This is a genomic window from Streptomyces sp. NPDC005533 (assembly GCF_042871845.1).
In the GTDB taxonomy this organism is placed as follows: domain Bacteria; phylum Actinomycetota; class Actinomycetes; order Streptomycetales; family Streptomycetaceae; genus Streptomyces.
In genome coordinates this window covers 11,297-33,405 of sequence record NZ_JBIAJH010000007.1, presented here as the reverse complement: position 1 = coordinate 33,405, position 22,109 = coordinate 11,297, and the positions used below count along the sequence as shown (strand labels likewise).

General features: G+C 72.6%; 20 protein-coding genes. 8 read left to right on the top strand and 12 right to left on the bottom strand.

All coding sequences use genetic code 11. The annotated features are described in order from the left end of the window. Positions 1-1,104 precede the first annotated feature (1,104 nt). Complete coding sequence (locus ACFYP3_RS09120) at positions 1,105-1,545, top strand: hypothetical protein (protein WP_388829117.1); 441 nt, start codon at positions 1,105-1,107, stop codon at positions 1,543-1,545. Between the two features lie 132 nt (positions 1,546-1,677). On the opposite strand, the gene ACFYP3_RS09115 is transcribed toward ACFYP3_RS09120, so the two are convergent. The 3 genes from ACFYP3_RS09115 to ACFYP3_RS09105 all read right to left on the bottom strand — a co-directional run bounded on the left by ACFYP3_RS09115 (position 1,678) and on the right by ACFYP3_RS09105 (position 4,502). Next, positions 1,678-2,799: an EcsC family protein gene (locus ACFYP3_RS09115; protein ID WP_388829114.1), complete on the bottom strand. Its 1,122-nt coding sequence runs from the start codon at positions 2,797-2,799 to the stop codon at positions 1,678-1,680. A gap of 102 nt (positions 2,800-2,901) precedes the next feature. Further along, complete coding sequence (locus tag ACFYP3_RS09110) at positions 2,902-3,840, bottom strand: amidohydrolase family protein (protein ID WP_388829111.1); 939 nt, start codon at positions 3,838-3,840, stop codon at positions 2,902-2,904. A gap of 254 nt (positions 3,841-4,094) precedes the next feature. Beyond that, positions 4,095-4,502 (bottom strand): DUF3224 domain-containing protein, encoded by a 408-nt coding sequence (locus tag ACFYP3_RS09105; protein WP_388829108.1) that lies wholly within the window; start codon positions 4,500-4,502, stop codon positions 4,095-4,097. Positions 4,503-4,643: 141 nt separating this feature from the next. Between ACFYP3_RS09105 and ACFYP3_RS09100 the strand changes: the two genes are divergently transcribed. After that, positions 4,644-5,030: a VOC family protein gene (locus tag ACFYP3_RS09100; RefSeq protein WP_388829106.1), complete on the top strand. Its 387-nt coding sequence runs from the start codon at positions 4,644-4,646 to the stop codon at positions 5,028-5,030. A 5-nt stretch (positions 5,031-5,035) separates the two neighbouring features. Here ACFYP3_RS09100 and ACFYP3_RS09095 read toward each other — a convergent pair whose 3' ends face one another. Then, the gene (locus ACFYP3_RS09095; protein WP_388829104.1) at positions 5,036-5,734 is read right to left on the bottom strand and encodes a class I SAM-dependent methyltransferase; all 699 of its coding nucleotides are present in this window, start codon (positions 5,732-5,734) and stop codon (positions 5,036-5,038) included. Positions 5,735-6,019: 285 nt separating this feature from the next. Here ACFYP3_RS09095 and ACFYP3_RS09090 point away from each other — a divergent pair, with 285 nt between their 5' ends. Then, entirely contained in the window at positions 6,020-6,283 is a 264-nt protein-coding gene (locus ACFYP3_RS09090; protein WP_388829101.1) for a hypothetical protein, read from the top strand. 18 nt (positions 6,284-6,301) lie between these two features. Here the strand turns inward: ACFYP3_RS09090 and ACFYP3_RS09085 are convergent, their stop codons facing one another. Continuing rightward, on the bottom strand, positions 6,302-7,276 hold the full coding sequence (locus ACFYP3_RS09085; RefSeq protein ID WP_388829098.1) for an isopenicillin N synthase family dioxygenase: 975 nt from the start codon (positions 7,274-7,276) through the stop codon (positions 6,302-6,304). A 239-nt stretch (positions 7,277-7,515) separates the two neighbouring features. Between ACFYP3_RS09085 and ACFYP3_RS09080 the strand changes: the two genes are divergently transcribed. From ACFYP3_RS09080 to ACFYP3_RS09070, 3 genes are all read left to right on the top strand, one after another. Then, positions 7,516-8,268, top strand: coding sequence for a VOC family protein (locus ACFYP3_RS09080; protein ID WP_388829652.1), 753 nt, complete (start codon positions 7,516-7,518; stop codon positions 8,266-8,268). A gap of 190 nt (positions 8,269-8,458) precedes the next feature. After that, complete coding sequence (locus ACFYP3_RS09075) at positions 8,459-8,647, top strand: DUF6381 family protein (protein WP_388829095.1); 189 nt, start codon at positions 8,459-8,461, stop codon at positions 8,645-8,647. A gap of 233 nt (positions 8,648-8,880) precedes the next feature. Continuing rightward, on the top strand, positions 8,881-9,693 hold the full coding sequence (locus ACFYP3_RS09070) for a DUF1206 domain-containing protein (RefSeq protein ID WP_388829092.1): 813 nt from the start codon (positions 8,881-8,883) through the stop codon (positions 9,691-9,693). 24 nt (positions 9,694-9,717) lie between these two features. On the opposite strand, the gene ACFYP3_RS09065 is transcribed toward ACFYP3_RS09070, so the two are convergent. Then, on the bottom strand, positions 9,718-11,076 hold the full coding sequence (locus tag ACFYP3_RS09065; protein WP_388829089.1) for a M64 family metallopeptidase: 1,359 nt from the start codon (positions 11,074-11,076) through the stop codon (positions 9,718-9,720). Positions 11,077-11,214: 138 nt separating this feature from the next. Between ACFYP3_RS09065 and ACFYP3_RS09060 the strand changes: the two genes are divergently transcribed. Then, a complete protein-coding gene (locus tag ACFYP3_RS09060) occupies positions 11,215-12,594 on the top strand; it encodes a tetratricopeptide repeat protein (RefSeq protein ID WP_388829086.1) in 1,380 nt (459 codons plus the stop codon). Here ACFYP3_RS09060 and ACFYP3_RS09055 read toward each other — a convergent pair. The 4 genes from ACFYP3_RS09055 to ACFYP3_RS09040 all read right to left on the bottom strand — a co-directional run bounded on the left by ACFYP3_RS09055 (position 12,557) and on the right by ACFYP3_RS09040 (position 16,203). Beyond that, the gene (locus tag ACFYP3_RS09055) at positions 12,557-14,080 is read right to left on the bottom strand and encodes an MFS transporter (RefSeq protein ID WP_388829083.1); all 1,524 of its coding nucleotides are present in this window, start codon (positions 14,078-14,080) and stop codon (positions 12,557-12,559) included. The genes ACFYP3_RS09060 and ACFYP3_RS09055 overlap by 38 nt on opposite strands. Before the next feature lie 59 nt (positions 14,081-14,139). Further along, positions 14,140-14,721: a TetR/AcrR family transcriptional regulator gene (locus ACFYP3_RS09050; RefSeq protein WP_388829080.1), complete on the bottom strand. Its 582-nt coding sequence runs from the start codon at positions 14,719-14,721 to the stop codon at positions 14,140-14,142. Between the two features lie 200 nt (positions 14,722-14,921). Then, complete coding sequence (locus ACFYP3_RS09045; RefSeq protein WP_388829077.1) at positions 14,922-15,161, bottom strand: DUF6158 family protein; 240 nt, start codon at positions 15,159-15,161, stop codon at positions 14,922-14,924. 133 nt (positions 15,162-15,294) lie between these two features. Then, positions 15,295-16,203, bottom strand: coding sequence for a LysR family transcriptional regulator (locus ACFYP3_RS09040; protein ID WP_388829074.1), 909 nt, complete (start codon positions 16,201-16,203; stop codon positions 15,295-15,297). Positions 16,204-16,384: 181 nt separating this feature from the next. On the opposite strand from ACFYP3_RS09040, the gene ACFYP3_RS09035 reads away from it, so the two are divergent. Next, positions 16,385-16,915, top strand: a complete 531-nt coding sequence (locus ACFYP3_RS09035; RefSeq protein WP_388829071.1) for a DUF6817 domain-containing protein — start codon at positions 16,385-16,387, stop codon at positions 16,913-16,915. Between the two features lie 5 nt (positions 16,916-16,920). Here the strand turns inward: ACFYP3_RS09035 and ACFYP3_RS09030 are convergent, their stop codons facing one another. Both ACFYP3_RS09030 and ACFYP3_RS09025 read right to left on the bottom strand, forming a co-directional pair. Then, positions 16,921-20,172, bottom strand: a complete 3,252-nt coding sequence (locus tag ACFYP3_RS09030; protein WP_388829068.1) for a TIM-barrel domain-containing protein — start codon at positions 20,170-20,172, stop codon at positions 16,921-16,923. Between the two features lie 203 nt (positions 20,173-20,375). Then, positions 20,376-21,971 carry an alpha/beta hydrolase gene (locus ACFYP3_RS09025; protein ID WP_388829065.1) on the bottom strand — a complete coding sequence of 532 codons (1,596 nt, stop codon included), beginning with the start codon at positions 21,969-21,971 and terminating at the stop codon, positions 20,376-20,378. Positions 21,972-22,109 lie beyond the last annotated feature (138 nt).

Here is a 22,109-nt window from a genome sequence, read left to right as displayed (position 1 = left end):
CACCGCTTGAACGTGTTCAACGTTGCGGGCCGCATCACTCGGCCCGCCGCTTGAACATGTTCAAGCGGTGTGTGAGCATGATCGGCGAAGGCTGCGGGACATGGCGCCGGCCTCACCGCCGACACCACAGCCGTCGGCAGGACCTGACTGTCCCTCTGGAGCCGACCCGGCCCCAGAGCGGGCGTGAGAGGCATAAAGATGATCTTGTGGCTACCGATCGCGTTGGCTCTTACCGTCGGAGCGCCCATCGCCGCCGTTTGGGCCGCCACCGAGCTGACCCGCCCACTGCCCGCACCTGCCCGGATCGGCGTCACCGTGCTCGCCCTGGTTGTGTCCTTGTGGTGGCTGGCGCTGCCTTCTGTCACCTTGGCATCACTCGGGGCTCTGATGTCATGGGCTCTCGTCGCAGCAGCGGCCGACGAAGCGAAGAGGCGGCGGCGGGCCCGCCGCCCCGTCACGCCCCTCGCCTGGCACCAGGCGCAGACCCACGGCTCCCACGGCTCCGACTGAACGATGCGAGGGCTACAACCCCTTGGCGTGCGACGCACCCGGCGGCCGACAGCCGGCCCGGGCAGGCAGGGGGCCGGCGCTCCGCCCTGGTTACGACTGCGGGTCCAGGCCCAGGCGTGCCGCTACACGCCAGCACGTACACGGGGCACCACAACCAGGACTTCACCATCCTGCAGACCGCGAACGAGTTCACCTTCAAAGCCGCAGGCGAACCTACCGAGCTGGCGAACAGGGCAGCAGAGTGGTCCGAGTCCGTCCTCGCGCGACCTCTGGTCCGCTGCGAATGGCATCACGCGGGAAGGATGTACGCGGTCCGCTACGCGTACGCAGATACGGGGCGAGGCCTCAGTGAGGGCTTCGAGACCCCTCTGGCACCCGACGCACGGCGGAAACGACTGGCCGCAGACGGCGTGATCCGAGGCCTAGGCCGGATCGACCGTGTCGGCCTGGGCCGACCAGACGTGATCGCGCATGGCCGGGGCGTCTATCCCGATCAGTAGTTGCGGGACAGCTCTCAGGACCTGTCCTGGCGATCATCCGGTAGGCGCCTCGGTGATATTTTGACCGGAATCGCGGGAAGGAGCGGGCGAATCCGTGGACAGTGAGCTGCGGCGCGCGGTGGTCGTGACGCTTGGCGAACTCGGGCGAAGCGATGACTGGCGTGACCGGGCGGATGCCGGTCACAGCCTGGCAGGCTTCGCCGAGATGCCGGAGGCCGTTGAGCCGCTGCTGGGGCTTGTTCTCGACCGTGGCGACACCTTCGTCACCCGGCGGACCGCGGAGGGCTTGCTTCGGCGAAAGGACCGGGCCGGACTGACCATAGTCGCGTCCGCACTGGCAGTCGCCGACGACAATCACGCCGATTACATCCACACCGCGATCTTCGATGTCTTCAGCATCTTTTCGGACGACCTGGACGAGGCGCTACGGCTCTGCGAGGAGATGTCGGGCGACACCGACGATCGTGTTGCCCGGGGGGCCCGTCGGCTGCAGGAAAGCCTGGCACAGATCGATCCCGTCCTCCGCCCTGCATAGCGGGGGGGGGTCGAACGCTGTTGTGGGGCGCAGACCCTCGACGAACGTTGCCGGATCACTACCACGGAGCATTCCCGTCGATCCCCCGCTGACGCTCCCGGGGATCGGGAGGAACGGTCGGCGTTCCGCGGCTCAGCGGAGGTCGGGTCCGCCCGCGTCGGCGAGCTCGCCGAGCACGCTGATCGCCGCGTCGGCGTCGTCCGGGACGTCCCTGTCGTCCGGGTCGAGATCGGTAATCGGTCCGGACGCCTCCTCCTCGCCGAGGTGGGGGTACTTCTCAAGGAGGAACCGCCTCCGGTACGCGATGTCAGCGGCGTCGACGATCTGTTCCAGCGTGGTCCAGTTGAGGGTGCCTCCCACGAGGATCCCGAAGGCGGGGATGGCTTTGCCGAGTCCCTTTTTGGTCAGGCGGAAGCCGAACGCCTTCGCGAACTGCGCGGAGACCTTGGCGACGGCGGCCTCGTTGAGGACCGCCCACGACTTGCCTCGCACGAGCGCTTGGGTGAGCCGCGAGATGTCGGCCATCGCAGCGGTCTTGGCGGTGGCCGATACGGCAGTCCCGGCGTTGACGACGGACATCACGAAGAGCTTCTCGGCAGGCTCCTCGGGGTCGTAGCCGTAGAGCAGCGAGATCTGGCCGACGGAGCGGGACGCGAGTCCGAGGACGACTGCCGCGTCGGCGGCGAAAGCGCCGACGATGGCGCCTCCGGAAGGGGCTGCCGCGGCGCCGGCGGAAGCGGCGGTGACCAGCTGCCCGCCGGAGATCACCAGCCCTGCGCCCGCTCCCGAGAGCGCTGCGCCGGCCGGATAGTACCAGCTCGCCGCCCGTCCACGGACCGCGTCGATCTGCTGGAGGTCGAGGCGGCCGAGGTCGGACAGCGATGCGACGTCGTGCCCGCGCTTCTGGTGCAGCGCCACGATCCGTCGGGAGGAGAGCCCCACGCGCGAGAGCCGTCCCACCGTCTGCCGCACGGACTGAACGGCGGTGCCGCTCCAGTCGGGCAGGGCGTCGGCCGCTCCGCGAGCCCCGGCGCCGACCTTGTGAGCGCCCTTGGCCGCGATTTTCCGTCCACGCGAAACCGCCGACCGGGCCCGCGGGTGGTCCTCCAGGTACTTCGCGGCACGCTTGCCGATCTCCGCCGCGCCGACGGCCACTTGCTCGCCGGCGTCCCTCATCACCCGTGACAGCGGACGGCCGTTGAACCGTTGGATGTCACGCCATGCCGCGAGTTCGTAGTCCGAGGGGTATGCCACACCGCGACTCTACTGGCCGAGACCTCCCTCCGCGCGGGTTACGTACGACTGCGTGCGATCACGGGTCCCCACGCCCGGCCGTGCCGCTCTCGTGGGCGGCGGTCAGGCTCGTGCGAGGCGGGGGAAGAGGGACTCGGCGTTGCCCCGGTGGATCGCGTGGAGCTGCCCGTCCGCCCAGTGCGGGTAACCGTCCAGCCCGTCGTCGAAGCCCGCGCACCATTCCTCGGGCACCATGGGGAAGTCGCTGCCGTACAGGACGTGTCCGGGCTCGGCGAAGGCGAGGAGCGAGGGCAGCGAGGCGGGGCCCGCGCAGAACGCGGTGTCGAAGTAGAAGCGCCTCAGCTCGGCCAGGAGGTCCTCGGGAGTGCGGCCCGGACGCAGCCGGGCGGCGGACGCGAAGCGGTGGGCGGCGTACGGCAGGAAGCCGCCCGCGTGCGGGAGGATCATCTTCAGCCGCGGGTAGCGGCCCGGGACCCCGGCGCCGGCCAGGTGCAGGGCGGTACGGGCGGTGTCGTACGGGAAGTCCACCAGCGGGCTGGGCAGGCCCGGGACCATCGCACCGGGCGGCGCCGTGGGGTGGACGAGGACCACCGCCTCGCGCGCGTCCAGTTCGGCCCACAGGGGCTCGAAATCCGGGTCTCCGAGGTAGCGCCCGTGCGCGTTGGACAGGACCATCACGCCGTCGGCGTCCAACTCGTCCAGGGCATGGGCGGCTTCGTCGAGCGCTCCGTCCACGTCCGGGAGGGGGAGGACGGCGAAGTTGCCGAACCTGTCGGGCCGGTCCTTCATCAGCTCCGCGGTGAACTCGTTCACGGGCCGGGCCGTGGCCCGAGCCCCCTCGACGTCGTCGGGAGCGCCGAGCGGAGCGGCGTACGAGAGGATGCCGGTGGCGATCGAACGGCGGTCCATCATCGCGATCGCGCCCTGCCGGTCCCAGGCGGGTACCGGCCAGCCGAGGACGGCGGTGCGGTCGGCGATCGCGCGGCTGCGGTCGGGCGGGATCACGTGGTGGTGGACGTCGATCCGGGCGTGTTCGCTCATTGCGGTCCTCGTCTCCTCCCGCCCGTGCGGGGGCGGGCCGGGCCGGGCCGGGCCGGTGCACGGTGGACGGTGGACGGGAACGCGGGGGCCGGCCGCGGTCCATGAGACTCCAAGGACGCCGATGGACGCCGGCACACGCGAACGCCACCGCCCGGGCCACCCGTCCGGCCCACACCCCGGTCCCCGCGCCGGGGCGAGTAGGCCCGGCCCCGGGACCGGGGTGTGGGCCCCCGGCCGGGGCGAGTCGGCCCGGCTCAGCCGAGCCGATAGTCGAACCAGATGCGGTGGGTGCCGTCGGGATCGACCGCCATCCCCCCGGCACCGGTGATTCCGGCCAGCTCCCCGGTGCCGCTCGAGGGCACGAGGGTGAAGAACTCCGCGGTGCGGTCGCTGCCCGAGGTGGTCGCCGAGTGCACGAAGTTGAACGCTCCCTCCCGGCCGTGCAGTGAGCCCTCGAAGGACTCCATGGCCACATAGGTGCCGACGCCGGTCTCCTGGTCGAACGCGGCGGTGAACAAGGTCGCCGAGCGACCGGCGACCTCGCCCTCGAAGGCCTTCTCCATGGTCGCCACGCCCACCGGAAGCCCGGTGGACACGGCCGGGTCCGGCTTCAGCTCGGTCGGGACGAACGCTTTCACGGTGAACGTGCCGGTAGCTCTCATCCCCTGACCGTACCGAGGCGCACTGACATCACCTCCGGAAGCCGCGCACCTGGCGAGGGAGGAACGGAGTGGGGCGTCGCAGCGAGGGTGGACCAAGCCCGGTGCCGGGCTTTCACGTCGGCGCTCGTAGACTGCGCGGTCATGACACCTCGATGGCCCTTCATCCACCACGTCACCTTCATCGCCTCGGACCCGGAGGCGAGCATCCGCTTCTACACCGCCGCGCTCAAGCCTCTCGGTGTGGTGGGGGAAGCGGCTGACGGCGGAGCGGAGTTCTGGGAAGAGGAGCTGGACACTCCCTCCTTCGGTCTGTACCCCGCGGGCGACGCCACGGTGACCCGGGGCGCACACATCGCGTTCACCGCACGCGACCGCGCCTCGGTCGACAGCTTCTACGAGGCCGCCATGGCCGCCGGTGGCACGTCCCGGTACGAACCCCGGCTCTGGCCCGAGTACCGCGCCTACTGCGCGTTCGTCGACGACCCGGACGGCAACAACGTCGAAGCCGTGTACAAGGAGCAGGAGTAATCCGGCTACGGCCGTCCGGTGACCGGCAGGGCCCGCACCCAGGTGCGGTCATCCGTCAGATAGGCGTCGACGGCGAGGCCTGCCTCGCCCAAGGCGAGCTCGAAGGCCTCGGTGGTCAGGGGGCGTGACAGGAACGTCTGGGTCCACCGGGCGTCCGAGAAGACGTATTCGACGTGGACGGACCGCACACCGGGGCTCACAGGGTCGGAGGACAGCACCCGCACGACACCGTCGGCGATCTTCCGTTCGTGCGGCAGGTTCTCGTGCCTGCCTTCGCCCTCCCGCTGGATCAGTACGCAGCCGTCGTTCGCGACATGCCGTCGACAGGTCCGCAGCAGCGCCCGGCGCACGTGTGGATCACCGGCGTGGACGAGGAACGACCCCAGCAGCACCACGTCGAAACGCTCGTCGAGTTCCAGTGCCTCGATCGGACTGCAGACGGTCCTGGCGCCGTGCACCCGTTCCAGCATCTGGGGGGACTCATCGACGGCGGTCACGGTGAAGCCGCGCTCGAGCAGCGGATGCGTCATGCGGCCCACGCCGGATCCCAGTTCGAGGATGCGGGCCTCGGCGGGGACCGCCCGTTGGATGATGTCGGTCTCGTCGCCTACGGGGAGCCGCTCGTACAGCTCGACCGCACACCCGTCCCGTGTGATGGCTCCCGGCCCGGTTCCTTGGTAACCCTCGCGCGTCCGCCTGCTCATGTGCCATGGGACCACGGCGCGGGCTGGGGAAGTTGGCGAATCAGGCTGATCCCTCCCCGGCAACTTGCACACCGCTCTACGCTCGTCCGGTGTCCGGAACCACACAGCCAGGCCATGGCGCCGTGACCCAGGGGAGAGCGTGGACGTCCCGACGTTGATTCTCTTGGGGGCGGCGGGTGGCCTGCTGCGAGGCGTCCTGGACCTGTACACCCGGTTCGTGTCCTGGCAGACGGATCGCCGGGTCCTTCGGCAGGCATCCGCCGCAAGAACGCCGGATGGGTGTCCGTGGCCGTGACCGTAGGCGCGATCGCCGTCTGCGTGGTCGGTCTTGTGGTCACCGCCCTGCGCCAACCCACCGCGCTCGCGGCGCACGTGGACGAACCGGGCGAGGACCGGGTGGCCCGGGCCAGAGAAGCCTGGCGGAAAGCCCTGGTGGCAAGGGGCATCGAGCCCTTTCTGAGGGATGCCCTCGCCGACGACTGCGATCGGGGCTCCCGCCCGCGCTACACCGGCCCCGACTACGCGGGCCCGGAACGCCCGCCGGAGTGAGGCTCCGCCGGAGTGGGTTCAGCCCGCCTCCGGGACGCTGATCGCGTCGAGCTTGCCGCGCAGGTACGTGTGGGAGTCGACGGGGTCGTGCACCACCCGGCCGAGGGGTGCGGGGAGGGATTCGACGCGGGTGTGCGCGTCGCATTCGTAGAAGTAGACGAGCGAGATCAGTTCCTCGGCCGGGGTGTCGGCGGGCGGGGGCAGGACGCGGTGGCGGCCCGCGCGCCAGCGGTCGCCCGTCCAGCGGGCCATCAGGTCCCCGATGTTGACGGTGAGCGCGGCCGGGTCGTAGGGGGCGTCCTGCCAGCCGTCGGCATCGGTGTGGATCTGGAGCCCGCCCGCGCCGAGCTGCCGGTCCAGGACCGTGACCGTACCGAAGTCGGTGTGCGCGCCGATGCGGAACTGGCCGGGCAGCGGCGGGCCGGCGGTCTCGGTGCCGGGGTACCAGTTGAGGTTGAACCCCCAGGTGGGGTGTCCGGTGTGGCGCGTGAAGTGGTCCTCGGCGAGTCCGAGTGCGGTGGCGAGAAGTACGAGCAGCTCGTCGGAGAGGGCTCGCATCCGGGTCAGGTACTCCGTCACCAGCGGCCGCAGCTCCGGCACCTCGGCGGGCCAGGCGTTGGGCCGGAACCACTCGGCGTCCACGGCGGGGTCGCCGGTGGGGTCGTCCGCCGCGAAGGACCAGGACTCCTTGAGGTCGGGCGGTGAGGCCGTGCCCTCGGCGTAGCTGTTGGCCTCCGCCCCGGGGCCGAGCCAGCCCCGGCCGCCGACGGCGACGGCGTAGGGCTCCTTCACGGCGGCCGGCAGCCGGAAGAACGTGCGCGCCGCCTCCCGGATCCGTGCGGGCAGCGAGGGGTCCACGCCGTGGCCGGTCACGAGGAGGAATCCGGCCGCGCGCAGGGCCTCGTCGACGCGGGCGGCCGTACGGGCACGTTCCGGCGGCCCCCCGGACCGCCACGGCCCGAGATCGATGACGGGAACCTGGGAACCGACCATGGGAGACCTGCCTTCCGGGGCTGCGGGGTGGCGTCCGGAACCGAGGCTAGCGCCGCCCGGCGGCGGCCGGGATCGACACGGAGCGTGGTTCTCCGGCACCTTCCGTGTGGGGTGCGCCGCCTCCGGCCGCGAGGAACGACACGAAAAGGACCACAATGAACCGGGGGCCCACAGGGACGGAGCGAGCGGTGGAGATTTCGACGAGGGAGGTCTTCGGGGCGCCGTGCTGGGTGAGCCTGATGACCCGCGACCTTGAGACGGCCCAGCGTTTCTACGGCGCGGTCGCGGGCTGGCGGTTCCGGCCGGCCCGCCTCGGCGAGGCCTTTTCGGTGGCGTACCTGGACCGGGTGCCGGTGGCGGGCATCGGGGCGCTGGCCGGGGACCTGGGGGTCGCGGTGGCCTGGACCCCGTACTTCGCCGTCGACGACGCCGATGTGGCGGTGGACCGCATCCGGGAGCGGACGGGCACCATCGCCGTCGGCCCGGTCTCCTTCCCGTCCGGCGGCCGTGCCGCGCTGGTCGCGGATCCGGACGGTGCGGTCTTCGGGATCTGGGAGGGCGCGGTGGCCGCGGACTGGCGGGCGGGCAAGGGCCCGCTGCCGGCCTGGCTGGAACTGCGGACGCGCAACGCCCTCGACGCGGCGATCTTCTACGGCGCGGTACTCGAATGGGCCACCGATCGCGCCGGGTGCTGCGAGGTCTCCTACGAGGAGGACCAGGTCGTCCTGCGGCAGAACGGTGAGCCGGTGGCCCGCCTGAACAGCGGACCCGTCGAGCTCGCCGCCTACTCCCCGCACACCAGGCCCCGCTGGCACGTCCACTTCCGCGTGCCGAAGCTGCGGCCGGCGATCGAGGCCGCCGTCGCGCTGGGCGGCCGTACGGTCTCGGACATCACCTCGAACGCCGTGGAGCGGTGGGTGACGCTCCGCGACCCGGACGGGGCCCTGTTCACCCTCACCACTCCGCTCGGCGCGGACACGGACCTGGACTGACCGGCCCGACCTGGTCTGCCGGGCCCCGTCGGCTCGACCCGGTCGGCCGGACCCCGTCGGCCCCCGGCCCGCGGCCGATCGGGGGAGCCTGGGGCTGCGTATCACGCTCGGTGACCCTTCGAGATGCGCCCGCCCGGCAGTGCTGGTTCGCTGAATCCGCCCGCTCTCCCCACTGATGCAAGGAGCGATCATGAGCGTTTCAGGCGAATCCCGCGGCCGGTCCCAGCAGATGCGCGCCAAGGCCCAGGAACTGACCGACGCGGCCGAGCGTTCGACCGACCCGGAAGAGCGCCGTCGGCTGAAGGAGAAGGCCCGTCGTCTCCAGGAGCAGAGCGAGCAGGAGGGCCGGATGGACGACCGCGGTATGGACCCCATGTAGCACCGGAGTCCGTACCCCGCGCCTGCGGGCCCGTACCCCGGCCGGTGGCCGCCGCGATCCGTCGCGCGGCCACCGGCCGGTGCGCTGCCGCCGGGGCGACCGGGCCCGCACCGCATGGAGGGGCGGCGTCCGGGTAGTCGCAGGTTGAACCGTCCGGCACGCGGGTCCGGCGCGTACGCGTCGCCCGCCGCGTCGGACCGAGCGGAAGGGGGGCTGGTCTCATGGTCGGCCGCATGGCACGTGAGGGCGCACGGACCGGGTCCCGGGGCGGCACGGGCCGCGAGGTGGTGGCACGGTGCGGACTGGTGGCGCGCGGACTGCTGTACGTACTCGTCGGCGTGCTCGCCGTGCGGGTGGCGCTCGGAGACGCCGGCCAGGAGGCGGACCGTACGGGTGCGCTGCAGGAGCTGGCGGAGAAGCCCTTCGGTGGTTTCCTGGTGTGGGCCGTCGGGATCGGCCTGGTGTGCATGATGCTGTGGCGGCTGTCGGAGGCGGTGTTCGGCGCCGCCGGTCCCGACGGTGACAAGGCTTCCAAGCGGCTGGCGTCGGCGGCCCGGACCGTCTTCTACGGGGTCGTCGCGTTCTCGGTGCTGTCCTTCGCGGCCGGGTCCGGCGGCGGCCAGTCCGGCGACGAGCAGTCGCGCGACGTGACGTCGAAGGTGATGGACCTGCCGGGCGGCCCGTGGTGGGTGGGGGCGGCCGGGGTGGCCATCGCCGTGGGCGGCATCGTGATCGCCGTGCAGGCGGCCCGCCGCTCGTTCCGCAAGCAGTTGGAGATGGACCGGATACCCGAGGGCGTCCGCAAGGCGGTCGAGTTCCTCGGGGTCGCCGGCGGCCTGGCCCGCGGTGCGCTGTTCACCACGGCCGGGGCCTTCGTCGTCTATGCGGCGGTCAGCTACGATCCCTCGCAGGCCAAGGGCGTCGACGACACCCTCAGGGCCTTCACCCGGACCCCGGCGGGACCGTGGCTCCTCCTGGTGGTCGCCGCCGGGCTCGTGCTGTTCGGACTGTTCTCCTGGGCGCTGGCCTGCTGGCGCCGGGTCTGAGGGGCGGACGGGGCGCGGTGCGCCTCAGAGCTTGACGGTCCAGGTGGCCGTGGACCGCAGCGTGCGGATGGTCTTCGGGTCGCGTACCGAGGGCGTGCGGTCCTCGGCCGTGACCGACAGCCGGTGCGTTCGGAGGTCGAACAGCCACAGCTCCGCCACCGGCACCTCGGTCCGGCCCTCGAAGCGCTTCAGCTCCCTGCCGTCGAGGTACCAGCGGACCACGGGCTGCCTGCCGTCCGCCCCGTTGAGCTTCGGTACGGACGCCTTCGCCGTGTGGCGCAGCCGCAGGGTGCGGTCGGTCGGGGTGAGCGGGGTGACGATCCGCGCGTGCTGGTAGAAGCCGGCGATCATGGACTCGACGCCGGGCAGGTTGAAGGGCTTGCCCAGGACCCGCATGAGGGAGTTGTCGGTGGGCCGGTAGAGCCCGGTGACGAAGTAGTTGCCGCCCTCGTACGCGCCGACGGTGCCGCCGTCGGGTGAGGTCTCGCCGAGCCAGCGGTACCACTTGGACCGCTGCGCGGTCATCTCGTCGGCGCTCAGCGCGGTGCTGTTGGATTCGGCGGGTTCGGGGCCGGTGTACTTCTCGTAGTCCGGGACGCCGGGGTAGAAGTACTCGTCGGCGAGCTTGCCCAGCGAGTGGCCGGTCTCGTGGATGGCGACCTGGCCGGACTTCGGGTGGCCCGCCGAGGCCGTGGAGATCCCCTCGTAGCCGAGGGCCGCGCTGCGCTCGTTGTAGCCGGCCCCGCCGTACTTGGCGCTGTTCGCGAGGACGATGACCAGGTCGGCCGCCGGCGCCTTCGCCACGTACGCGTCGACCTTGGGCTGGTCCACGCAGAGCAGCCGCTCGATGCCCTCGCACCAGAAGTAGGAGCCCAGGGCGGTGTCGCGGACGGTGGTGGGGTCCGGGTCGCCGGAGACGCCGGAGTCGTGGGAGACCGCGTCGACCGTCCAGACGTTGAAGAGGTTCCGGTACGTGGTGTACGGCTCGACGGCGGTCACCTCGGCCCACTTCTGTGCGGCGTCGGCGTGGAAGCGCGCCAGCTCGTCGGCCGTGTAGCCGTCACCGATGACGACGACGTCGAGGCGGTCGGCGGTGGAGCCGTTGTCGATCAGCTTGGTGACCGTGCCGTCGGCCTCCCGCTGCGCCGGGGAGAGCCGGCCCGCGCTCTTCGCGGGGCCGCCCGCGGCCGGCACCCGGGCGTGGCCGGATCCGGCGTCGCCGCCCTGCTCCGGCCCCGGTATCTCCACCTGCACCCGGCTCTTGGCGGCCGGCGGGTCGGCCGCGTCGGCTGGCCCGGCCGCCACCAGCGCGGCGGTCGCGCAGACCATCGCGACGCTCGCGCGCAGCGCCGTGCGAACGGCCGCACGTCTGACTCGAACCATGAAGTCCTCCCCCGGGAACGGAAGTTAAGCAGTTTGATAAATCTGCTGAAGTGGTTGCTTAAACTAGGTGGCGCGCGGGTGGTGCGCAATGCCTGCTCCCCCTGAATACTGGGGAGTTCGAGCAACCAGGGGGACTTCATGGACGAACCGGCCCTGATCGGCCGCCGGGTTCAGCGCATGCGCAGTGAACTGGGTATGACGCAGAGGCAGTTGGCGGAGCCGGCCTATACCTCGGCCTATGTCTCCACTCTGGAGTCGGGCAAGGTCCGCCCCTCCGAGACCGCGCTGCGCTTCCTCGCCGCGCGCCTGGGCACCTCGTACGAGGAGCTGACCACGGGCCGTCCCGCCCACCTGGCCACCGAGCTGCGCCTCGCCCTCACCGACGCCCAGCAGACGCTCGCGACGGGCGAGGCCGTGGAGGCCGCCGTACGCTACCGGCGCCTGCTCACCGAAGCGGAGGACCTCGGGCTCGTCCCCGAGCGGGCCGAGGCCCGGCTCGGGCTCGGCGAATGCGCCCTGGAGGCCGGTGAACTCCCGGACGCGATCGCCCATTTCGAGGAGGCCGAGCGGCTGCTGGCCGACCAGCCGCTGCCCCGTCGCGCCCGGCCGATCCGCGGGCGCGCCGTGGCCCACCTGCTCGCCGGTGAGCTGCGCTACGCCTGCTACCTCCTGGAATCCACCATCGACGAGCTGGGCGCGAGCGGGCTGGCCGATCCGGACGCGCTGGTGCTGCTCCACGCGGCGGTGATCGGGCCGTACATCGACATGGGCGCCCATGCCCGCGCCGCCCACGCCGCCGAGCTCGCGCTCGCGCTGGCCCCGCAGGTCAACGACCCGGCGCTGGTGGCCGGGATGCACCGGCAGGTGGCCCGGACCTTCCTCGCCGAGGGGCGGGTGGCCGACGCCGACGCCTCCCTCGCCAAGGCCCAGGCGATCTACGGGCAGTTGCGGCTGCGGACGGATCTGGCGCACTGCCACTGGATGCGCGGATACGTACAGGCCCAGAACGGCGAGCTCGCCTCGGCGGAACGGGAGCTGCGCACGGCCCGGGACATGCTGTCGGCCCGGCGCGCGGGCCTCTACACGGCCCAGGTGGAGGTCGAACTGGCCGACGTACTGCGGCAGCTGGGCCGGTACGAGGAGGCCTCCGCACTGCTCTCCGCGCTGCTGGACCTGGGGGACCGCCACGGCGCCGTCCACGCGGGCGGCGCGCACCGGCTCCTCGGCCTGATGGCGGAGGAGCGCGGCGACACCGAGGCGGCCGAGGAGCACTACGTGCAGGCGCTGGCGCTGCTGGAGCGCAGCGGGGCGAGCGGGGACCTCGCGGACCTGTGCCGACTGCTCGGCGACCTGATGCGGCGTACGGGCCGGGTGGAGGCGGCGATGGACGCCTACCGCACGGGCCTCGGCCACCGGGCGGCTCCGGGCACCACCACCCTGGGGCCGGCGCCCGCCGCGCCCGCGTTCCGGCCGGCGCGGCTCAGTGGTTCTCGGTGGGCCGCAGGTCCCGCGGAATGAGCGACCAGGTGGTGGCCGCCGCGACGATCACGAGACCGCCGGCCAGGAGGAACGCCGGGGTGATGGCCAGGGTGTAGGCCTGCGAGGCGGTGTCGAGCAGGGCCTGGCCGACGGAGCCGCCGAGCCGCTCCGCGGTGTGCGCGGCCTCGCCGACGGAGTCCCGTACGGCGGCGGCGGTGGGGCCGTCCAGGTCGAGGGCGGGCAGGTTGCCGCGGTAGAGCACGGCCGCGGTGGAGCCGAGGACGGCGACGCCCATGGCCGAGCCGAGCTCGTAGCAGGTCTCCTCTATGGCGGCGGCGCTGGAGACCTCGGCCGCGGGCGCGGCGGAGACCAGGGTCACCGAGGCCACCGTGGTCGCGATGCCGGCGCCGGCACCCATGACGGTCAGGGCGGTCGCGAAGGCCGGATAGCCCAGGTCGGTGAACTGCTGGAGGGTCCAGGGCAGGGCCATGCCGGCGGCCAGGACGACCAGTCCGGCGCCGAGCACGTGGCGGATCGCGAAGCGCTGCATCAGCGAGGGGGCCAGCATCGAGGCGGCGATCAAGGCGAGCGGGGCGGGCAGGAGGCGCACGCCGGCCTGGAGCGGGGTGTAGCCCTCGCCGTACTGGAACCACTGGGTGACGAGGAACAGGATCGCGCCCATGCCCACCATGGGCAGGAAGATCGCGGTCGCCGCGACGCTGAAGGCGGGCTTGGCGAACAGCCGGACCTGCAACAGCGGGTGGTCGAGGTGCAGCTGGCGGCGTACGAACACGGTCAGCGCGACGGCGGCGACGAGGAGCAGGGCCCAGGGCAGCGGGTCGGCGACCCCGCTCTTGCCGAGCTGCTTGATGCCGCCCGCGAGGGCGAGCATGCCGACGACCGACTGGCCGACGCCCCACCAGTCCCAGGCACCGGTGCCGCGCGGGGAACGCGATTCGGGCAGGTAGCGCAGGCCTGCCGCGACGATGACGGCGGCGAGGGGAAGGTTCAGGAGGAAGGCCGAGTGCCAGCCGTAGTCCTGGACGAGGAGCCCGCCGATCACCGGCCCGAAGGCCATGCCGCCGCCGAAGACGGCCGCCCAGACGGCGAGCGCGAAGGCGCGCTCCTTGGCGTCGGTGAAGACGGTGCGCAGGATCGACACGGTGGACGGCATGATGGCCGCGCCGCCGATGCCGAGCAGGGCGCGGGCGGCGATCACGTGCCAGGCCTCGGTGGAGAACACGGCTATGAGCGAGGCCACCGAGAAGATGCCGAAGCCCGCCATGAGCAGCCGCTTGCGCCCCCAGCGGTCGCCGAGCGCGCCCGCGGTGACCAGCAGGCCGGACAGGGCGAGCGCGTAGACGTCGATGATCCACAGCTGCTGCACCGCGCCGGGGCGGAGGTCGCCGACGAGCGAGGGGAAGGCCACGTTGAGGATCGTGGTGTCCATGGAGATGAGCAGGAGGCTGCCGGAGAGGATCGCCAGGACGATCCACCTGTGGGGGGCCTGCGCGGGGGTGTGCATCGGGTTCCGTTCAGAGTCGTTCACGGCGTGCGCGCGGGGTGCGCGCGGTGGCGCGCGGGTCAGGGTGCGGGGTCGCCGGCAGGGGGCCGCGCGGCGGGCCGCGTTCCACCGAGGAAGGAGGTCAGGATCAGGTGGCCGATCTGGCGGCGGGCGAGGTGGCCGTCGCGTACGCCCTCGGCGGCCGCGTCGAGCAGGCCCCAGAGCGAGTACCAGATCCAGTAAGGCGGCAGGTCGGCGCGCAGCCGCCCCAGCCGCTGGCCCAGGGCGAGGAAGGCCAGGGCCCGCTGGTCCTGCCGGTCCACGCCGGCGCGGAACTCCGGGTCCGCGAGCACGGTGGCGTCGCGTGAGGTGAAACCGTAGAGGTGCGCGGCGGGCAGCAGGGCGAGGACCAGGTCCTCCAGGGCGGCGTCGAACGCGGCCCCGTCGGCGTCCTGGGCCAGGTCGAGCGGGGCCAGGCACCCGTCGACCACCTCGATCGCGCGGACCGCGACGGCCTTCAGCAGCGCCTCGCGGGTCGCGTAGCGGCGGCTGAGCGTGGCGCGGCTGGTCCCGATCCCGGCGGCGATCTGCACCATCGAGGCACTGTGATCGCCGGCGAGGACGCGAGCGGCGCCGTCCAACAGTTCTTCTTCGCGCACCATGACGATGAGCCTCCTTCGCCTCGAACGATACAAGATTGTCTCATTCGAGGCAAAGGAAGCCCACACTGCGTCGTCGCGTCATCGAATCCGCCGGGCACGCACCCCAGCGCGCCCCCTCGTCCACCGGAGCGCGGTACGGGAGCTGCTCACGAGCCCGTCCGTTGGCCCGACCGCTACGGGGCGGGTCGGCGGTGGCTTGGCTACTCGGCGCCGCGCGCCCGGGCCCCGGAGCGGGTGCGGCCCGCGGTCTGGGCCCGCTGCGGGTGGCGGCGTACGTACTCGTGTTCCAGCTCGTTCATCCGCTTCGTGTGGGTGACCAGCGCGTCGTCGGACCCGTGCAGCAGGGTCTCGTGGCGCGTGCGGTGGATGGCCTCCAGCTCCTTCAGGAGCTTGCCCTCCTCCAGATTCCGCGCCGCCGGACCGCCGTCGTGCTCCGTCATGGCACGTGCACCTCCTCCGCCGGGCCGCGGGATCACGCCTGGCCTTCGTCCCCGGCCACTCCATCATCCTCCGCCCGGCGCCCCACGTCCTCGCCAGCGGCCGAACCCCGTGGGGGCCGGGTGCACCGGGGCGTCACCGCTGCCCGGCCGCGCGCGCCCGGCAGCTGCGGGCGACCTCGTCGGCGAAGGCGAGGGCCGGCGGGGCGAGGGCGGACCAGCGGCGGACCGCCCATCCCACCCCGAGCGGCGGCAGGGCGGGAACGGGTACGAGCCGCAGCGGGCCGTCGGTGCCGGGGACCTGCCAGCCGGGCAGCGCGGGCACGACGGCGTGGCCCAGGCCCAGTTCGGCGAGGAGCAGGGCGGTGTCCCAGTCGGCCACGCTGGTGTCGGAGCGTACGTGGATGCCGGACTCGGCGAAGGCGGCGTCGAGGTGGGCGCGGGAGGCGGAGTTCTCCGGGAGCCGGATGTGCCGGATGCCGGCGAGGTCGGCCGGATCGATGTGCGGGCGGGCGCCGAGGGGGTCGTCGGCGCGGACGGCGAGCACCCAGGGCAGTTCCATGACCGGGCGCTGTTCGATGCCGCGGACCGGTCTGCCGATGGTGATCCAGGCGAGGTCGAGGTCGTCGGCGGCGAGGGCGTCGAAGCAGCTGCGGCTGGAGTTCTCGGTCTGGAACTCCAGGCTCACCCCGGGGTGGAGGCGGCGGAAGGTGACGACCGCCTCGGACATGAAGTGCCGCACGGTCGTCGCGCCGGTGGTGACGCGCACCGAGCCGCCACCGCCCCGTAGGAGGTCGTCCACGCGGCGCAGGGCTCCGTCGAGACCGGCCATGCCGTCCGCCGCGGCGACTTGCAGGATGCGGCCCGCCTCGGTGGGCACGACCCCCCGGGCGTGGCGCTCCAGGAGGCTCGTGCCGGTCTCCTTCTCCAGGCGGCGGACGTGCTGGCTGACGGCCGACTGGGTGCAGCCGAGGTCGCGGGCGACGGCGCTGAGGCTGCCGGCGCGGCAGACGGCCACGAACACACGAAGATCGTCGAGGGTCACGAGACCCAAGATATCGCTTGGATGTCGGGAGCAAACCGGAGGATTGACTTGGGGTTTCGGCTGGATCAAGATCAATGCAGGGCCCGGGCGGCAACCCGTCCCCGCCTTCGTCACGGGGTCCGGACCCCCGGCGAAAGGTGTGGACGGGTGCCGACCCACCACCACGACCGAGGGAGTCCCCGTGTCGGAACGTGCCGTCGCGTGGTTGCGGGAGCTCGGTGCGCAGGACCTCGCCCACCCCGGCGGGACCCTGCTCGCGCACCTGGAGCGCGTACGGGCGCTGCTCGCGTCCTGGGGTGCGCGGCCCGCGCTGCAACGGGCGGGCCTGTGCCACGCCTTCTACGGTACGGACGGGTTCCCTACGGCCCTGCTGCCGCTCGACCGGCGGGCCGAGCTCGCCGAGGTGATCGGCGAGGAGGCCGAGGCGATCGTGTACGTCTACGCCGCCTGCGACCGGGCGGCCTCGTATCCGACGCTCGCCCACGAGGAGGCCGCCTTCCGGGACCGGTTCACCGGTCGTGTCCACTCCCCCGCCGTGGCGCTGCGCGGCGACTTCGCCGAGCTGTCGGCGGCCAACGAGCTCGATCTGGCACGCGTCGATCCCGCCTTCCGTGCGGCGTGGGGAGCCGGACTCCTGCAACTCTTCGGCCGGTTCGGGGGGCTGTTGAGCGAGCCGGCCCGGCGGGAGTGCCGGGCCGTGCTCGGCGGCTGAGGGGGTCAGGGAGTGAAGGTCCAACGCTGGTTCGGGGTGTTGTCGCAGGCGGCGCGGGTGAGGGTGGTGTCGTTGGCGGTGCCCGAGCCGGCCGGGGTGAGGCATTGGCCGGCGGTGCGCAGGGTGCTCTGAGGTCCCGCCTGCCAGGTCTGGCCCGGGCTGCCGTCGCAGGTCCGGATGGTGACGCGGGCGGGGTTCGCGCCGTCGAGGCAGACGCCGGTGAGGCCGGTGAGGCGGCCGTCGCCCTGGAGGGTCCAGCGCTGGTTGGGGCCGCCGTGGCAGGTGTAGAGGGTGGGTTCGGTGCCCGGCGTGGTCGCGCTGTGCGGCAGGTCCAGGCAGGTCGCGGAGGCCGCGTTGACGAGGGTGGCGTCGGCGGGCAGCGGGGCCGGGCGGCCGGTGAGGGTGATTTCGGCGGCGCTGGTCCAGGGGCCGCGCCCGCCGGCCTCGGTGAGGGCCTTGAGGCGCAGGTAGCGTCCGCTCTTCGGGGTGAGGGCTGCGGTCTTTGCGGCTGCCGTGTCGGGGAAGGTGCCGCTCGCCACCGGCGGCCCCCAGTCGGCGGTGGTGTCGGAGACGTAGACCTCGTAGCCGCCGATCCGGCCGTTCACGCCGCCGTCCTGGCGGGGCAGGTAGCCGAGGGCGTCGACCGTGTGGCGGGCGCCGAGGTCGATCTGGATCTCGTGCGGCAGCGCGGCGGGCTTCGCGCCGGACCAGGCGGAGTGCCACAGCGTCGCCGGATTCCCGTCGAAGGCGCCGACGGCGGCGCCGTTCTCGGCGGCGGTCTCCTGGCTGTCGGCGTGGACGAGGGACCAGGCCGACTGGTCGATGGGGGCGGCGGAGGGCACGGGTTCGGCGGAGGGAAGACTGGTGTCGGTGGCCGAGACGCTGAAGGCACCCGCCTTGGAGCCCGTCTTGACCCAGAGCACCCCGGACCGGTCCGCCGGGTCGAAGAACCAGCCCGATGCGGCGGAGTCGTAGGCAGTCTTGGAGGTCAGGCGCGTCGACATGGCTCCGTCCACCGTGAGGGCCGTCGGCGCGGAGGCCACGTGGAGGGTGAACTCGTAACCGCGGGAGGCCGGCTTGCCGGCGTAACTGCCGGTGGGAGCGCCGACGTTGACGGTGACCGTGCCGGAGCCGGCCGTCGGGGCGGCGACGTCGACCCGCTGGCGGGCGTAGGCGCCGGACTGGTAGGCGCGGGTGCGGCCGTCGTCCTCGTAGAGGCTGAAGGAGGAGGTGCCGCGCGGGTGGATGTCGTAGGTGAGGGTGGAGACGGGCTTCTCCCCCGTGTGGTTCATCTGCGGCCACATCGGCACGATGCCGCCGCCCTTGACGAAGAGCGGGAGGGTGTCGAGCGGCGCCCGGTAGCCGTTGAGGCGGCCCGGGCCCGCGTAGGTCTTCCCCGTCCAGTAGTCCGTCCAGGTCCCGGCGGGGAGGTAGATGCCGTCCCGGACCGAGGTGTCGGAGACGACGGGCGCGACGAGGAGGGAGTCGCCGGCCATGAACTGCCCGCTGGTGGCGTTCCCGCGGGCCACCGGGTCGTCGGGGTACTCCAGGACCATGGCGCGGGTGCTGGGTACACCGCTCTCGTGGGCGACGCGGCTCATCGTGTACAGGTAGGGCATCAGCCGCATCTTGAGCTGGAGGTACTTGCGGTTGATGGAGAGGTAGGGCTCGGCGAAGCGCCAGGGCTGTTTGTCCTGGTAGCCGGCGGACGGGTTGGTCGCGCCCCAGCCGGACATCGTCATGAAGGCCGGGGTGAAGGCCTTCCACTGGAGGTCGCGGGTGTAGGTCTTGGGGCTGCCCCCGAAGATCCCGTCGACGTCGCCGGCGGCGTAGTTGAGGCCGGAGAGGCCCGCTCCGGTGATCGCGGGGACGTGCCAGCGCATGTCGTCCCAGGTGCCGTGGGTGTCGCCGGTCCAGACCACGGCGTTGCGCTGGGTGCCCGCCCAGCCGTCCACGGTCCAGACGTAGCGGCGGGCGTCGGAGTTCTTCTCGATCCCGTCGACGGCCTGCCGTACGCCGTCGAAGGCGTACTTGTAGCCGCTGCCGATCCACGCCACGTCGGTCTTCACCCCGCGGCTGCCGGCCGTTCCGACCTCGTCGGCGATGGAGCCGAGGCCGGTGGAGGTCCACAGGCCGGTCTGGAATCCCTTGGCCTTGAGGGCGTCCACTGTGGACTTGAGGGGAGCGGTGTAGCCGCAGCCGTAGCCGTCGTTGGGCAGGAACCAGCCCGAGGGCATGTCGGCGGCGCGGGCGTCGGTCGCGTAGCCGACGACGTCGGGGGTGGTCTGGTGGCGCGGCCGGTTGTGATCGCCCTGGTAGTCGGGGTTGGAGGCGTTGAAGCAGTCGGCGTTGCCGAGCTCGAAGCCCCACATCGGGGCCATGAACGGCTTTCCGCTGACGTCGGTGTACGCGTCGAGCACGGACTTGAGGGAGTCGCCGGTGAAGTACCAGGCGTCGAAGCGCTTCTCGTCGTGGGTGAGGGCGGTGGGGGCGTGGAAGTCGTACGAGCCCGGGGCCCAGGTGTTGCGCATGACGCCGTAGCCGTTGGTGGACATGTAGAAGGGCGCGGGGCTGGCGTTGTCGTTCTCGCGCCATCCGTTGTCGACGGCGATCGGGACGGTCTTGTCGCGCAGCGCCCATTCGCCCAGGCGCAGGCCCGTTCCGTAGAACTGCTCGTCCGCGCCGCGGGCGAGGTACTGGGTGGTCCGGTTGCCGGTCCAGCTGGTGGGCTGGGTCTCCTGCCAGACGGGGGTGGAGTCGTCGGCCCGGTAGACGGAGAAGCGCAGGGGCGCCTTGTTGACCCGGATGGAGAGGGCTCCGGTGGTGATCCGGTAGTACGCGCCGGCGTCGGACCAGGACGTGGCCACGGAGCCGAAGTCGGTGGTGGTGGCGAGGTCGGAGCCGGCCGGGTCGTCGGTGAAGGCACCGTCCGGGGAGAGCCAGAGGCGGAAGATGTCCGCGCGGGCGACGACGACGCGGGCCCTGGCCCCGCCGGAGGCCGTGACGGTGAAGGTGTTCCCGGACCGGGTGAAGCCGGTGACGTCCCCCGCGGTGGCGGTGGCACCGGCGGGGGCCGCGGCGGCGGGCGGGGCGAGGGGGCCCGCCGCGGCCAGGCCCGCGACGGCGAGGGCGGCGGCGAGCAGGGCCGCTCCCGGGGTGCGGCGGCGCCGGCCCGGTCGCGCAGGGGCCCGTAATCGGCGTTGCCCGTCGTGCTGGTCGTGTCGGCGCTGGCTCCTGCGGATGCTCGGCAGTCTCATGGGCAGCTCCTCGTGCGGTCCGCGAAGCGGACACAGCTCTTTGGCATGCGCCCGACAAGATAGCGCCGCACTCCCCATGAATGAAAGATGATGCTCGAAGCCAGCTTGCATCACGCACCTTCGAGCATCAACGGGGTGAACACCAGGACAACGTCAAGCAGGCCACGGCACCAGCCCGTGACGCCCGAGCGCCCGGCCGCCCGTCAGGAGAAAGGAACCCGGTCCGGGCGGCAGACCGTACCGGGCGGCGGAAGCGTCCCGTCCACGAAGTAGCGGCTCTCGTACGCGCTGACGCAGCTGCTGCCGTTGTTGAACAGCGCGGTGTGCCCGTACCCGTCGTTGGTGAGCAGGCGGGCGTCCGCCAGCTCACCGGCCATGGCCCGGGCGCCCGCGTAGGGCGTGGACGGGTCGTACCGCGTCCCGATCACCAGCACGGGACGGGCCGTGGGGCTGTTCCACGGACCGTCGTACCCGGCGGCGGACCGGGCCGGCCAGGTGGCACAGGGCTCCGCCGCCCACGTCCAGAAGCGTCCCGCGTCGCCGGCCCGCCGGGCGCTGTCCTCCTCCAGGCCGTGGTAGGCGGCGGGGTCGCGCGGGTTGGGGCTGTCGGCGCACCACACGGCCGCCGCCTGCTCGTCCCCCAGGTACGGGTTCGGCCGGTCCACCGGGGGCGGCGGCGGGTACACCGGGGGCTGGGGGGCCCGGCCCTGCGAGAGCTCCTGGAGCCTGCCCGCTAGGGCCGTCCAGCCGGGGTCGACGATGTAGAGGCTGTTGACCGTGTCGGCGACCGGCTTGGCGTACGTCCACGGGCCGATCGGGCGCTCCCGCAGCCGCCTCATCAGCCGGTCGAACTTGTCACGGGTGGCCTCGGGGCTGCCCGCCGAGAAGGCGCAGCGGGCCGCGGGCGCCGATCCGCACAGGGTGAGGAACCGGTCCAGGGTGGCCGCGGCGGTGACGTCCGAGCCCATCCGCAGGAGGGTCGTCGTGTCGGGCTCGCCCTGCCGGGCGTCGTCGGTCCAGGCCCGGGGGGCGATGTTGCTGTCGAGGACCATGGCGCGGACGCTGCGGGGGAAGAGGTTGGCGTAGGTGGCGCCGAGGATCGTGCCGTACGAGACGCCGAGGTAGTTCAGCTGTGGTTCGCCCACCGCCCGGCGGAGCAGGTCGAGGTCCCGAGCGGTGTCGGCGGTCGACACGTGGCGCAGCAGGTCGGGGTCGCGCTTCTCGCAGCGCCGGCCGAGGTCCTCGTACGCGTCGATCCACGCCTTCCGCTCCTGTGCGCCCACCGGGAAACCGCCGGGTGCGCGGGCCGCCCAGGAAGCGGCCTCCTCGGTGGTGTCGAAGCAGTTCACGGCGGTGCTGTTGCCGATCCCACGCGGGTCCCAGCTGACGATGTCGAACCGTTCCCGCAGTTCCTTGGGGAAGGCGTCGTAGTTCTGCGGCACCTGCACGGTGCCGGGGCCCCCGGGGCCGCCGGGGTTCACGAACAGGGTGCCGATGCGCCGGCCGGGGTCGGTGGCCTGCCGGCGGACGACCGCCAGGTCGATGGCGCGGCCCGCGGGCGCGGCGTGGTCGAGCGGCACCTTCGCCGTGGCGCAGTCCCACGGACTGCCGGGCCTGCACGGACTCCAGTCGAGTTTCGGCGGGGTCGCCGAGGGTGACGGTGAGGGGGCGGTGGGCGTCGGGGGCGCGCTGCGTGCGGCGGCCGGTCCGGGCCCGGCGAGCAGCGCCGAGCAGGCCAGCGCCGCGGTGAGGACCGCTCCACGGCGTCGGCGGCGGTCTGTGCGACCTGGTGCGGACATGTTCCGCCCTCCTCCGTTACGGCGAGGGCTCGGTCCGGCGGTCGATGCCGCCGCATCGGTGCACACGCCCCTGCCACCACGAAACCGCGATCGGGTGGCGCGCGCGAGCCGGGCGCCGGCCGATGAGCGCGCCCGCCC